9 protein-coding genes are annotated in these 14,488 nt (G+C 59.5%); all 9 read right to left on the bottom strand.

Features of this window, described 5'->3' with window-relative positions:
• Nucleotides 1–236: 236 nt before the first annotated feature.
• Nucleotides 237–6,203 carry a cadherin-like beta sandwich domain-containing protein gene (locus JW799_RS05185; protein ID WP_205428915.1) on the bottom strand — a complete coding sequence of 1,989 codons (5,967 nt, stop codon included), beginning with the start codon at nucleotides 6,201–6,203 and terminating at the stop codon, nucleotides 237–239.
• Entirely contained in the window at nucleotides 6,200–7,798 is a 1,599-nt protein-coding gene (locus tag JW799_RS05190) for a stalk domain-containing protein (protein ID WP_205428917.1), read from the bottom strand. The genes JW799_RS05185 and JW799_RS05190 overlap by 4 nt, the downstream gene beginning before the upstream one ends.
• A gap of 200 nt (nucleotides 7,799–7,998) precedes the next feature.
• The gene (locus JW799_RS05195) at nucleotides 7,999–8,997 is read right to left on the bottom strand and encodes a YpdA family putative bacillithiol disulfide reductase (protein ID WP_080832604.1); all 999 of its coding nucleotides are present in this window, start codon (nucleotides 8,995–8,997) and stop codon (nucleotides 7,999–8,001) included.
• Nucleotides 8,998–9,091: 94 nt separating this feature from the next.
• Nucleotides 9,092–9,493, bottom strand: coding sequence for a F0F1 ATP synthase subunit epsilon (locus tag JW799_RS05200; RefSeq protein WP_080832605.1), 402 nt, complete (start codon nucleotides 9,491–9,493; stop codon nucleotides 9,092–9,094).
• 23 nt (nucleotides 9,494–9,516) lie between these two features.
• A complete protein-coding gene (atpD, locus tag JW799_RS05205; protein WP_080832606.1) occupies nucleotides 9,517–10,923 on the bottom strand; it encodes a F0F1 ATP synthase subunit beta in 1,407 nt (468 codons plus the stop codon).
• 24 nt (nucleotides 10,924–10,947) lie between these two features.
• On the bottom strand, nucleotides 10,948–11,820 hold the full coding sequence (atpG, locus tag JW799_RS05210; RefSeq protein ID WP_080832607.1) for an ATP synthase F1 subunit gamma: 873 nt from the start codon (nucleotides 11,818–11,820) through the stop codon (nucleotides 10,948–10,950).
• A 75-nt stretch (nucleotides 11,821–11,895) separates the two neighbouring features.
• Nucleotides 11,896–13,410: a F0F1 ATP synthase subunit alpha gene (atpA, locus tag JW799_RS05215; protein ID WP_080832803.1), complete on the bottom strand. Its 1,515-nt coding sequence runs from the start codon at nucleotides 13,408–13,410 to the stop codon at nucleotides 11,896–11,898.
• A 15-nt stretch (nucleotides 13,411–13,425) separates the two neighbouring features.
• A complete protein-coding gene (locus tag JW799_RS05220; protein WP_080832608.1) occupies nucleotides 13,426–13,971 on the bottom strand; it encodes a F0F1 ATP synthase subunit delta in 546 nt (181 codons plus the stop codon).
• Nucleotides 13,968–14,453 (bottom strand): F0F1 ATP synthase subunit B, encoded by a 486-nt coding sequence (gene atpF, locus JW799_RS05225; RefSeq protein WP_080832609.1) that lies wholly within the window; start codon nucleotides 14,451–14,453, stop codon nucleotides 13,968–13,970. Before atpF ends, JW799_RS05220 begins: the two co-directional genes overlap by 4 nt.
• Nucleotides 14,454–14,488: the final 35 nt, after the last annotated feature.

The following is a 14,488-nucleotide window of genomic DNA, read 5'->3' on the forward strand; positions in this document are numbered from 1 at the left end:
GATGGAGGGGGATTTTGCTTTTCAATAGCAAAATCCCCTCTAGGTACCGCAACATTCTCTGACTTTAAAAGCAAGCAGTTGCTATTGAAATTTTATAATACACATGCTTCAAGTTCCGTGAGGATTTTGTCCGAACGTTATGCTTTCCGGCGAAAAAAACGGACCGCCCCGGCGAGTTTCGGCGATTCGAAACGCGCTTGGGCGGCCATTGCTGTTGCATCCGGTCAGATAGCCTTCTAGGACGTCGTCCCTCCGATAAACGCGAGCGTTATCGGATACATGTACTGATTGCCTGCCGAATCCGTCAAAACCAGATGGTACAGAAGTTGATTGCCTTCCGCCGATTCGGCCGCGTTGAAGGAGATCGGAATCGATACCTGGAGCGTTTGCGGATCGGGCATTCCTTGCCAGATGACGGTGTTCCCGGTCCCGTCGTACAGTTCGGCCGTCGAACCGGAAGCAAGCTGGAACGAAACCTCGGCGTCGGTGATGCCGGCTTGAGGATACGCCATCCATACTTGGCCCCATTCATTCGTTGTGCTCAAACTCGCCTCCGCCGCCTGATCGACCCCATATTTTATCGACAAGCCAGGGATCGTTACGTTTTCCTTCCAGGTTCCGTCGCGCCACAGATGCAAATAGTAAACCGCTTCCCGTCCGGTTCCGTCCGCAATTCGGAATTCGTACACATTGTCGCCCTCGACCAGGCCTGCGAAATTGAATGCGTCCATCGGCGTGCCGTCGATCGTATAGCTGTAGTTTTCCTGGCCGCCCGAGTTGACGACCATTCTCACGGTCTCCGTCCCCTCGTTCCAGTTGTTCCAATACGTATTCCCGAAACGATACGGATACGTCCCGGTAAAGCTGCCCTCGTCCCCGTACCTGAGCATCAACCCTACCTCGGGGAGGAAAGGAGCTCGCTGTAGCGTGATTTCATGCGACAACAAGCGACCGTTCGCTTGCACCGCCGCGAAAGCGGTCGTGAAGTCGGAAACGAGCGGAACGCGATACGCCCCCGATCCCGCTGCCGGTTCCGCCTGCACAAGGTCGCCGTTCTCGTCGTAATACAGCACGCCGGCAATCGTTCCTTCGCCTTCGGCTACCGGGGCGATATCCGCGTACGCCGCTCCCTGGACGAAAGCGTTCCAGTCCAACGCTCCGGCTTCCGACCGAACGAATTGAATCGGACTGCCGGTTTCGTCGGCGCCGTCGATGGCCGCAAGGCCCAGGCCTTCCGGTTGCGAAGCCCCCGCCCAAACCTGCAGCTCGTACGTATTCGCCAACGTTCCGTCCACCGGATGGTACAATTTGAACTCGATCGTGTTCCAGCCTTCCGCAAGATCGGCGAAATACGGTCCGTCCGGATAAATCTGTATCCCGTTCACGTACACTCCCAAATCCCCGCTAGTCGGGTATGCCCCGATGAGAAGCCTTTCTTCGGGATTCGCTACGACTGCCGAGAAAGTATTGGCGCCGGTCGGATTGACGTCCACGGGAGTCATTTGATCGTCATCCAGGTAAACGGAAAATTCGCTCAGCTCCGGATAGCCGGCGTATACGGTTAAGCCGAGATAAACCGATTTCAGCACCCCGCCGCTTCCGTCCGCAATATCGTAATTGACGTCAAACTGGGTAGCCTCGCCTTCCCGGATCCACTGGGACAGGTCGACCGGGATGCCGGAAGCGATCGAAATCGTCTGGTCCGATACGACGATCTCGGCGTTCGCCACATTTTCGTCGAATTCGAACGTCATCGTGAAAACATCCGGAATCGACTCGATCTTCATCCCGTAATAACGTTCTTCGAACGTTTCACCCGGATAGGCATCTTCCAGCGTCCAAAACGCTTCTTCGCCGTCGATCTCGGTCGACCAGTTCACAAGCCCTTGCAGCGGTCCGGCCTCCCGCTCGATTGCCACGGCATGGGCCAAAACCCGGTCGCCCGTTTTCAACAATACGACCGCAAACGCCGACTCTTCCGTAAACGGGATGCGATATTTGCCGTTTTGCAGAGGGGCCGACGAGTAGCTTTCCGTTTCCGCATCCACGACCAGCACGTCTTCGATGGACGTCCCCTGGGGAGCCAAGGGCTCGATATCGACATAAGTCGCCTCGTAGCTCGCCATGCCGTACCAATAGGGAAGGATGTCATGGAGACGCTCGAACGCGAACACTTTCGTTCCGTCCGATCCTTTGACTCCGTCCAGCCTCAATCCGTAGAGCCCCGGATCGCCGGCCAAAATCGTGACCGCGTAGGCGTTCTTTAATTCCCCGGTTACCGGATTGTAAACTTCGATCTCCAAAACGTTCCAGCCTTCGTTCAATTCGATGCCGTCGAACGAGCCGTCCATGCCTTCCGCTTCCGCGCCGTTGACCTTGAGCTTGACACTGCCCATCGCCGCGCTCGCGCGAACCATAAGCGGATAGGAGGTGTCGGGCACGGTGCCGGTATACGTACCGTTGCCCGAAGGGTAAAGATCGACGCGCAACTCGCTGGCAAGCCTGACCTCCAAGTGGGACAGTCCGAAATCGTTCCCGACATAAACGGTCAAGTAAAGCGTTACGTATTTTACGATATTTTCGCCTTCGTCCACGATTCCGTATTCGACTCTGGCGTCGTTCGGTCCTTCGTGCCAAGTCGGCACCGAGATCGGTCCGGGAGTCGTTTCGAGATCGATCGCTTGATCGAACATGTACAATACGGGATCGACCACGTTTTCCTCGAATTCGAAGCCGACCTCGAATGTTCCGGGAGCCGTCTCGTAATATAGGGCGTAATCTTGATAAAGGGATTCGGGATATCCGGGCTCGCCCGGATAAACCGTTTCGTCCGTTAACGTCCAAGCGGTTTCTTGTCCATTGGCTTTCGTCACCCAACCCGTGACGCCGACCGGGTTCGGAGGCGGTTCGCGATTTACCGTGACGGTATACGTTCGGGTCGTTTCCCCGTCGGCGGCGATGACCGTGATTTCAATGACGTTGGCGCCGGCGTTTAAAATGACCGTGGTGCCCGAAACGCCATTCACGGTGCCATTCAATAGCAGTTGGGCCGAAGCCCCCGGATCGTTGGCCGCGAAATCCACCGTCAGGGTTGACGTGCCCGCCGGCACGGTCACGATATAATTCGTCGTGCCCGGATCGAATGCGGGATTAAGTTCTCCCGCCGACAGGCCCAGGGTGGCGAGGCTCGCATCCGTCGACGGCGGCTCCGACGAAACCGCGATCGTTCCCGCCGCCGATACCGGGGGCGCCGATCCGTCGTCAACGGTATACGTAAACGAGTCCGTGCCGGAGAAGCCCGCATTCGGCGTGTACTTATACGTGCGGCCTTCATACGGCTCAAGCGTGCCGTTCGCCGGGCCCGCGATTTCGTAGTCCAGCTCGTCTCCGTCCGCGTCGTCGCCCAGCAGCTCCACCAGAGCCCATTCTCCGGCAGTCGTCGACGCTTCCACCGCTTGCGCGGTCGGCGCCCGGTTCACTACGATCTCGTACGTCTTCTCGGCCACGCCGTTCTCGGCCGCGACCACGACCGATACCGTGTTCCTCGTCCCCGCGGCCAGCGCAACCGAATGGCCGTCCACGCCTTCCTCGGAACCGTTCAGCAGCAGCTTGGCCGTTGCGCCGTGATGGCTCTTCTCGAACTGCAGCGTCAGGCTTTCCGTCCCGGCCGGCACGTTGGCCGCATAATCCGTGACATCGGCATGAAAGACGGGCGACTGCTCTCCGAGCGACAGCGACAACCCGCTCAAGTTCGCGTCTGCGGACGGCACAGGCGAAACGTCCTCGACGACGACCGTGCCCGCGGCCGCTTCCGATTCGGCCAGCCCGTCGCTGACCGTATACGTAAACGAATCCGTGCCGGAGAAGCCCTCGTTGGGCACGTACTTATAGGCGCTTCCTTCATACGGCTCAAGCGTGCCGTTCGCCGGACCCGCGATCTCGTAGCTCAGCTCGTCTCCGTCCGCGTCGTCGCCCAACAGTTCCACCAGAACCCATTCTCCGGCAGTCGTCGACGCTTTCACCGCTTGCGCGGTCGGCGCCCGGTTCACTACGATCTCGTACGTCTTCTGGGCCAAGCCGTTTTCGGCCGTGACGACGACCGATACCGTGTTTCTCGTCCCCGCGGCCAGCGAAACCGAATGGCCGTTTACGCCTTCCTCGGAACCGTTAAGCAACAGCTTGGCCGAAGCTCCGCCATCATTGGCTTCATACCCGATCGTCAAGCTCTCGGTTCCGGCCGTCACGATCGCCGTGTAGCCCGTCGTTTCCGGGGCAAATGCCGGAGCCAACTGCTGCCCTTCGATCGCCAGCGACTTCAGCGTCGCGTCGTCGGACGGCGTTTCCCCGTTCGGCAGCGCCCGGTTCGCGTACAAGGTGTATGTCTTCGAAACGCCGCCGATCGTCGCCGTCAGCTTGATTTCGTTGCTGCCGGGGCTCAGCGGGATCCTATATTTCCAGGCAATCTGGCCCGGAACCACGGTCAGCGCCGCCATCATTACCGGCTCCGGCATGATTTCGTTCCCGTTTGCCGCAACCGCGAGCGCGGGCCCGTCGCTCGGAACGCTGAGCGTCAGCCGCTCCTCTTCTTCCGGAACGTCGAACTGCTGCACCGGATTCGGAGACGTAAAATCGATATTGAGCGACGAACCCGAACCGAACGAAAAGCTTACCGAGTTCAGCAGCTCCCGCGTTACCTTCACCGTATAGGTTTTCTTCGACGAACCGTCGGCGGCCGTCACTTCCACGTCGATCGCGTTTTCGCCGTACTTCAGTTCGACGGTTTGGCTGCCGCTCGCGAGCGTTTGGCCGTTCACCTTAACGGCCGCTCCGGCATCTTCGGCCGTCGGCGTCACCGTAAGCGACGAGACTGCGTTTCCGACGACCGCCGAATAGTCGGTATGGTCTTTTGCGAAAGCAGGCGCCAGCGTTCCCGCGGACAGCGCCAGCCCGCTCAAGTTTGCGTTCGCGGACGGCGGAACGATAACCGGGGAAGTCGTCGTTCGGCCGTTTCTTTCTGCAAGGTAGGCGGCGCGCTGCTCCGGCGTCAGGGTGGCCAAGTATTTGGCTTCGCTTGCCGCCTTCATCTGATCCAGGGCCTGCTGGTTTTGCGTTTGCTGGTTAGCCAGACGCTGCTGAAGAGTTTGCAACATATTTCCGGGCAAGGCGTCCAACCTGTCCTGCTCTTGCTTTTTCCGGGCCAGGGCTTGCCGGGCGGCTTCTTCCATCAACTCCATCATTCGGTCGATTTTGTCCTGATCGTCCTCGTCCAGGATCAATTTGGTATTTTCCAGATCGATCTCTTGGCCGGTCTGGTCCTTGACTTTTTTGACCGTATCTTCGGCCTGCTGCCGGTTAATGGTCCCCTGACGTAGCGCTTCGCTTATGACGGCGCCGAATACGTTTTGCAAATTCCTTGCAAATCGCTCCAGATCCTCCTGGGTGCCGGTCAGCGATTCCGGGTACCCCTCGTTCTCGAACTGGTTTAAATATTCGATATTTTCCTGGGTGATCTGCACCCCGTTTTCCAAAATCGCCTGGATGATCTTGGGGGAAGCCTGCGAAATAAATTGCTGCACGTCAAGCAACGTGATGGCGTCGGGCAGCTCCTCTCGCTGCATTCCCGGCAGCAGCGTCCCCATGTAACCCGGGTAGATCAACTGGGTCGGGGAAGGATTCGGAAGCCGTGTTTGCACGATGCCGGCCAACACGACGACGCGGGTCGTGCCCGAAACGGGATCGACCGCGACGCCCAAATGCGTGCCGCGAACGCCCATGATCGCCGTCGGCGTCTCCAGCTCGAATTCGTCGTCCCCGCCCGCGATCGACTTGACGTCCACCCAGGCCGAGCCCTTCAGCATGCTGATTTTCGTGCGCGTTCCCTTTTTGTCCGATAACTTGGAAAACGTAAGCGTCGTCCCGGCGTCCACCGTCATCAGATCGTCCTCGGACGTGCCGTTGGCGAACTGGAGAACAGCCGAACTGTCGGCGCCGACGGTCAGAATGTCCCCTTCGTTCAGGCTCATTTTCGTATACGCTTTAAACGTCTTCGAGCCGCCGGACTTTTTGACCGTAACGTCTCCCTCGTATTCCTTCACGATCGCCACCCGGCTGGAGGCGGCACCCGCATCGTCTGCCAAAACGCCCAGCAAGGGCAAAGCAATCAGCAGCGCGGCGATAAAATGCATCAGGCCTTTGCGAATCACTGAGCGGCACCTCCTTCGAACGATTTATGCCGAATGACGACCGTCCTGGCCGTGCCGTCCCATTGAATATCCAAATCCGCTTCCGCCGCGAAAAACCGCACAGGCACGAACATCCGGCCGTCCTTGAAGACGGGAGCGCCGTTCAATTCGAGCGAGAGGGCGAGTCCGTCCGCCGTTTTCGATACGGTTTTTTCGCCCAGCTTGATTTCGTACGTCGTCGATTCCTTGCTTAGCTTGCCCGTCTTCGATTGGCCGTCGTAGCCGACCTCGTAGCCGAGCGCCTCGCCGACGCTCCGCAGCGGCAGCAGCACCGCGCCGTCCTGAACGTAGGCGGCCGCGTCCGTTCGAACCGGCGAACCGTCCAGAAGCGTCGTCACCGTGCCGTCGGCAGCAGCCGGGCCGGCTCCGCGGTATTTGGCCAGCAGGCGGATTTTGTTGCCGGACTCGTCGGCGATCGCCAGTCTTCCGTCCTTCAAAATCGCCACGTCCGTCGGGCGGTTGAAATGCGCGGCGTACGTGACGCCGTCGTTCGCGCCGAATTCCGCGCCCTCTCCGGCCAGCGTCGCGACGACGCCGTCCTTGAGCAGCCGAATCGCGTGATTGAGGCTGTCGGCGATGACCAGCGTGCCGTCCGGGGCTACGGCCAAGCCCTCCGGCGCGTAGAAGCGCGCCGCGAGCGCGTCCCCGTCCGCGAACTCGCCTTCGGCGTACAGGCTGTCCGCCGCATACGCCGGCGCGGTTCCCGCTACCGTCGTCACGGTTCCGGCCGCAAAATCGATGTAGCGAATACGCTGGTTGCCGCGGTCGCTTACGTACAAATTGCCTTTCGCGTCGATCGCGAGCCCGCTCGGCTCGTTGAACTTCGCTTCGGCGATCGCTCCGTCCATATAGTCGCCGGACGACTCGATCGTCCCCGGCCCCATTTGGACCGTACGCGTCGATTCGGCCGTCAGCGTCGTCGCGTTTCCTTCGGCGTCGATCTTCCGAATGACGTGATTGAGCGTATCGGCCACGTAAACGTTGCCCGACGCGTCGACCGCCACGTCCGAAGGATGGTAGAAGCGCGCGGTCTCTCCCTGCCCGTCCGTTTTCCCGATCAATCCGTTGCCCGCAAGCGTGGATACGGTCCCGTCGGCGGAAATTTTGCGAATCGCGTTGTTGCCCGCATCCGCCACGTAAATGGTGCCGGCGGCGTCGACGGCCAGTCCCGAAGGCTGTTGAAACGCCGAGTTGGGCAGGTTATCGTCGTTATAACCGCCTACCGGCAGCCCGAGCTCGTCCTCGCCCACGATCAATCCGCCGTATGTGGCGACCTGATCGGTCGTCAGAACGCGCAGCAGGTGATTGCCCGCCTCCGCTACCAGCAGACGCCCGTCCGCCAGCTGGGCGACCGAATGCGGATACAACAGCGTCGCTTCCCGTACCGCGCCGTCTTCATTTCCCCATTCGGCTTGTCCGGCCCAGGTCCGGATCTCGTAAAGCTTCCCCGATTCCGTCCAGCCCGTCTCCGCCGACGCCAAGGACGCGAACGGAAAAGCGGCCAGCAGAATGGAGGCCATCCCGGCGGCGCGCAGCCTTCGACCTTTTTTCTCCATAAAAACACTCAGCTCCCATGCTTCTTATGTAATCGATTCTATGTAAAATTCCGGATTAACGATGTCCGGGCAAAGCCTACAACAGTATACCTTCGCCAGTTTAAAATCGGGTAAAAAATGCCGATTTTCCTAGGCATAAAGACGGATTTTTGCAAAAAAAGCCGGCCATTCTTTCGCGAAGAATGACCGGCAGCCCAAGCTTATCCGTTCGGATCGATTTTCCCTGCCAAATGCGCGGCGATTTTGCGCCCGTGGAGCCTTCCGGATTCGATAAAAATTTCGTTCGCGTCGCGTCCGGTCGAAACGACTCCCGCCAAATACAGCCCCGGCACGTTCGTTTCCATCGTTTCCTCGTCATGCGTCGGCGGAATGACGCCGTCCGGCGCTTCGACACCCATCGCCCTCAGAAAGGCGCGGTCCGGCCGAAAGCCGGTTAACGCCAGGACGAAGTCGGTCGGCAGCGTCGTCCGCTCGCGGTCCGGGCTTTCCGAAACCGGCTCGATTTCCGTTTCCGCCGGTCCGATTCGCACGACCCGGCTTTCCAGCAGCAGCGATATTTTCCCCTTGGCGACTTTGCCGTCGAAGATCGGCCGGACCCACGGCTTGATGTTGGCGGAAACCGACGGTCCGCGGTAGACGACGGTGACGGCAGCGCCGACCCTCTCCAGCTCTAGCGCGGCATCGACCGCGGAGTTGCTTCCGCCGATGATGACGACCCGCGTGCCCGCATACGGATGCGCCTCCCGGAAAAAGTGGCTCACATGCGGCAAATCCTCGCCCGGAATGCCGATCCGGTTCGGGTGGTCGAAGTAGCCGGTCGCCACGACGACCGCTTGCGCGCGCGTCTCTTTGCGCTCTCCGGCACGCGTGTGCGACACGATCCGAAAGCCGCCGCCCTCCTTGACCACCTCGGTCACTTTCTCATACCTTCGGATCCGGAACGAGCGGCGTTCGGCCACCGTCCGGTAATAGTGCAGCGCTTCGAGCCGGGACGGCTTCTCGTTGGGCGTGACGAACGGCACGCCCGCGATTTCCAGCAGCTCCGGCGTGCTGAAAAACTGCATATTGACCGGATAACACGTAATCGAATGAACGATGTTCTCCTTCTCGATAATAAGCGGATCGAATCCCCGGTCCTGCAGCTCGGCGGCGGCCGACAACCCGCACGGACCGGCCCCGATAATGACGACCTGTTCCAACTCTATTCCCTCCTTTGCGAAAACGGAAAAATCGCCGGGAAGCGCGCCCGACAGGGCTTCGCTTCCCGGCGATCGGATATAAGCGATGCGAAAATCAACGTTTGGACGCCGCTTGCAGACGAATCATCGCCCGCTGCAGCGCCAGTTCGGCCCGCTTGGCGTCATATTCTTCCTTTTGACTGGCCAGACGGCGCTCGGCGCGCTCTTTCGCCTGCTGAGCGCGGAACTGATCGATGTCCGAGCCGACTTCGGCCGCTTCGGCCAAAATGACGACTTTTTCCTTGCGGATTTCGACGAAGCCGCCGTGAACGGCAACCCATTCTTCCCGGTTGCCCTTCTTGACTCTGGCCACCGCGATGTTCAGGGGGGACACGAGCGGAATATGATTGGGCAAAATGCCCATCTCGCCGTTTACCCCTTGAACGATCACCATATCGACGTCCTGTTCGTATATCTTTCGTTCGGGCGTAACGATCTCAAGCCGTAAGGTGCTCACCTGTATTCCTCCTTAGCGGCGGATTAGAGCCCTTGTGCGAGCTTTTTCGCCTTCTCGACGGCTTCTTCGATCGTGCCGACGTTGTGGAACGCCGGTTCCGGAAGGTCGTCGTGCTTTCCTTCGAGAATTTCCTTGAAGCTGCGGATCGTTTCCTTGACCGGGACATAAACGCCCGGGATGCCGTTGAACGCTTCGGCGACGTGCAGCGGCTGCGACAGGAACAGCTGAACGCGACGGGCGCGGTGAACGACCTGCTTGTCTTCGTCAGACAGCTCGTCCATCCCGAGAATCGCGATGATATCTTGCAGTTCCTTATAGCGCTGCAGCAGCTTCTTGACGCCTTGCGCTACGTTGTAATGCTCTTCGCCGAGAATTTCCGGAGCGAGAATCCGGGACGAGGACGCCAGCGGGTCGACCGCCGGGAAAATCCCCATAGCCGCGATGTTCCGTTCCAGGTTCGTCGTCGAGTCCAAGTGGGCGAACGCGGTCGCCGGAGCCGGGTCGGTGTAGTCGTCCGCCGGAACGTAAATCGCCTGGATGGACGTGACCGAGCCTTTCTTCGTGGAGGTAATGCGCTCTTGCAATTGGCCCATTTCGGTTGCCAGCGTCGGTTGGTAACCGACCGCGGAAGGCATCCGGCCGAGCAGGGCGGAAACTTCCGAACCCGCTTGGGTAAAGCGGAAGATGTTGTCGATAAACAAAAGAACGTCGCGGCCTTCCTCGTCGCGGAAATATTCCGCCATCGTCAGGCCCGTCAGCGCGATGCGCAGACGCGCGCCCGGAGGCTCGTTCATTTGCCCGAATACCATCGCGGTTTTCGCGATGACGCCGGAGTCGTTCATTTCGTGGTAGAGGTCGTTCCCTTCGCGGGTACGCTCGCCGACGCCGGCGAATACCGAAATCCCGCCGTGCTCCTGCGCGATGTTATGAATAAGCTCCTGCATCGTAACCGTTTTGCCGACGCCTGCGCCGCCGAACAAGCCGACTTTCCCGCCCTTGGCGTACGGCGCGATCAGGTCGATGACCTTGATGCCCGTTTCCAGCATTTCCTGCTGGGTCGACAGGTTTTCGAACGTCGGAGCCTGACGGTGAATCGGATCCTGTTTCGAACGGTCGACTTCGCCCGCCCCGTCGATCGGGTCGCCGAGTACGTTGAATACGCGGCCGAGCGTCGCCGGTCCTACCGGAACCGTGATCGGCTTGCCCGTGTCTACTGCTTCCATGCCCCGAACGAGACCGTCCGTGGAGGACATGGCGATCGCGCGCACGAGATTGTCGCCGAGGTGTCTGGCGGTTTCGACCGTCAGATTGATCTCGCGCTCGCCGGAGTGCTTGATTGTAATGGCGTTGAGAATGTCCGGCAGGTGGCCGTTGTCGAATTCGATGTCGACGACGGGACCCAAAACCTGGACTACGCGTCCCTTGCTCATTCGTGTCCCTCCTAAAGCTTCGAATTATGCCAATGCGTTCGCGCCGCCGACGATTTCCGCGATTTCCTGCGTAATCGCTGCCTGGCGGGCACGGTTATAGTGCAATGTCAGCTGGTCGATCCGTTTCGACGCGTTTTTCGTCGCGCTTCCCATTGCGGTCATCCGCGAGCCGAACTCGCTCGCCTTGTTCTCGATCAGGCCGTTGAAGATGAGCGTTTCCGCGTATTTGGGCAAAAGAACGCCAAGCACGGCCTCCGGGGACGGCTCGTATTCGTAGCTGGCCGTCGGTCCGCCGGACTTGGATTCGAATTGCGACGCGTCGAGCGGCAGCAGCAGCTTGAGCGTCGGAATTTGCGTAATCGCGTTGATGAACTTGTTGTAAACGAGATATACCTCGTCGTACGATCCGTCCTCGAAGCCTTTAACCGCTTCGGACGCGATATGCTTCACGTCGATGAACTTCGGCGAATCCGGAATGCCCGTGACCGCTTCGACGATCGGGTAGTCCCGCCGCGCAAGAAAATCGCGTCCTTTGCTGCCGATCACAAAAATCCCGTACTCGGATTTGGACGCGTGCTTTTCCTTGATCGCGTTCGTCAGCTTCCGCAGAAGGTTGCTGTTCAAGCCTCCGGCAAGCCCGCGGTCCGAAGTGATGACGAGGTAAGCGGTTTTCTTGACCGGACGTTTCTCCAGCATCGGATGGGAAAAGCCGCCCCCGCTTGTCGCGATGCTCGAAACGACTTCCTTCAGCGTGTCCGCGTAAGGTCGGCCGGCGAGCGCCGCGTTTTGGGCGCGTCTCAGGTTCGAGGCCGCGACCATCTCCATCGCCTTCGTGATTTGCTTCATGTTCTGCGTGCTCTTGATCTGGCGCTTGATCTCGCGCATGCCTTTAGCCATTCATGTCACCACCTTATTGCCGGGACCGGCCGATTCTGGCCGGCCCCGCTCAGCTTTATCGCGCGTCTTGGGCGCTTAGGACGAAACGGCGAAGCTCTTCTTGAAAGCGCCGATCGCTTCGACGAGCGCCTTGGCGTTGTCGTCGGTCAGATCTTTCGTATCGCGGATGGACGCGAAAATTTCCGGTCGGTTCGCATCCAGGTAAGACAGGAAGCCTTCTTCGAAGCGGCGAACGTCCTGAACCGGAATGTCGTCCGCATGGCCCTTGGTCACGAGGAACAGGGACACGACTTGACGTTCGACGGCCAGCGGCTGGTTGACGCCTTGCTTCAAAATTTCGAGCGTGCGCACGCCGCGGTCGATCCGGGATTGCGTCACTTTATCCATATCGGAGCCGAACGCCGCGAAAGCCGCGAGCTCGCGGTATTGCGCGAGGTCGGTTTTCAGCGTGCCGGCGACCTTTTTCATCGCTTTGATTTGCGCCGAGCTGCCGACCCGGGATACGGAAATGCCGACGTTGACGGCAGGCCGTTGACCGGAGTAGAACAGATCGGATTCAAGGAAAATCTGACCGTCGGTGATCGAGATGACGTTCGTCGGGATATACGCCGAAACGTCGCCCGCTTGCGTCTCGATGAACGGAAGGGCGGTCAGAGATCCGCCTCCGAGCTCGTCGTTCAGCTTCGCCGCGCGCTCGAGCAGACGGGAGTGGAGATAGAAGACGTCGCCCGGGTATGCTTCGCGGCCCGGAGGACGGCGGAGCAGCAAGCTCAGCTCGCGGTACGCGGCCGCTTGCTTGGACAGATCGTCATAGATGATCAGGACGTGCTTGCCCTGGTACATGAAGTACTCGCCCATCGCGCAGCCGGCGTATGGAGCGATATACAGCAGCGGAGAAGGCTCCGATGCGCTTGCGGTCACGACGATCGTATAGTCGAGCGCGCCTTGTCTGCGGAGCGATTCGACGACGGTACGAACCGTCGATTGCTTTTGGCCGATGGCGACGTAGATGCAGATGACGCCGTTGCCCTTCTGGTTGACGATCGTGTCGATCGCGATCGTCGTTTTGCCCGTTTGGCGGTCGCCGATGATCAGCTCCCGTTGGCCGCGGCCGATCGGGATCATCGAGTCGATCGCCTTGATTCCCGTTTGCATCGGTTCGAATACCGATTTGCGGTCCATGACGCCCGGAGCCGGAGACTCGATCGGGCGAGTCGTCGTCGCGTTGATCGGGCCGTTGCCGTCGACCGGCTCGCCGAGCGCGTTCACGACGCGGCCGAGCAGCGCTTCGCCGACCGGCACTTCCATGATGCGGCCGGTGCGCTTCACTTGGGATCCTTCGCGGATGCCCTTCGTTTGGCCCATGATGACGACGCCGACGTTGTTTTCTTCAAGGTTAAGAGCCATGCCGACGACGCCGCCCTCGAATTCGAGCAGCTCGCCCGCCATACATTTTTCCAAACCGTGCACGCGCGCGATACCGTCGCCGACTTCGATGACCGTACCGACGTCCACGACTTGAATATCGGATTGATATTGTTCGATTTGCTGTTTGATCAGCGTGCTGATCTCTTCGGGCCGGATACTCAATTCGTTCACCCCTGTCTAATTTGCCGAAGTTTGGAGGCTTTTCTCCAGGCGTTCCAGTTTGCCGCGGAGACTGCCGTCGTAGAGCGTGTCGCCGATGCGGACCGTCAGTCCCCCGAGCAGAGTCGGATCGACCGTTTCGTTCACCCGCACCGTCTTGCCGAGCAGGGCGCCGAACTTGGCGGCCAGTTGTTCCTTTTCGCCTTCCGTAAGCGGCTTCGGAGTCGCGACGTGGGCTTCCGCCCGGCCGAGCGCTTCTCCGGCAACCTTAACGTAGGCATCCAAAATCGCCGGCAGTTCCGTTTGGCGGTCCCGTTCGATCAGCAAGCTGATCGTATCGAGCACGGCCTGGGACACCGCCTGGCCGAAAATAGCTTTGAACGCTGCGATCTTCTTGCTCGTGTCGATGTTCGGAAACGTCATGAAGGCGCGGAAGTCCGCATTTTGCTTGAGCGCGTCGACAATCGCCTTCAGTTCGGTTTCCGTCTCGGAGACGATCCCCTTTTCCGAGGAAAGGTCGAACAGAGCCTTGGCATATCTCTTCGCTACAGCGGAGCCGCTCATGATTTCGTCCCTACTTCTTTAAGATAATGGTCGACAAGCTCCTGCTGCGCTTTTTCGTCAACCTGCTTCTCGATGATTTTCGAAGCGATCAGAACGGACAGGCCGCTCACTTGCGCCTTCAGCGCGGATACGGCTTTGTTTTTCTCGCTTTCGATTTCCTTGACGGCTTCGTCTTTCAGGCGAACCGCTTCGTTGCGAGCTTGAAGAAGAATTTCCTCGGCCTGCTTGCTGCCGGTCGTCTTGGCCTGGCCGATAATGTCGGCGGCTTCCTGGCGAACCTGCTGCAGCGCCTGCTTTTGCTCTTCGAGCAAACGCTCGGCTTCCGCGCGGTTTTTGGCGGCGCTGTCCATCTGCTCGGCGACGAGCTGGCGGCGCTTCTCCATAATGCCGAACAACGGTCCGAAGGCGTATTTGTTCAACAGCCAGTACAAAATCAAAAACGCCAAAATCGCGATTACTGTCGATTCCCAGTTAAAAGTCATGGTCGCACTCCTTTCCGCACGCTGATCTTTTCGCG

This window comes from Cohnella algarum (assembly GCF_016937515.1).
Lineage (GTDB): Bacteria > Bacillota > Bacilli > Paenibacillales > Paenibacillaceae > Cohnella > Cohnella algarum.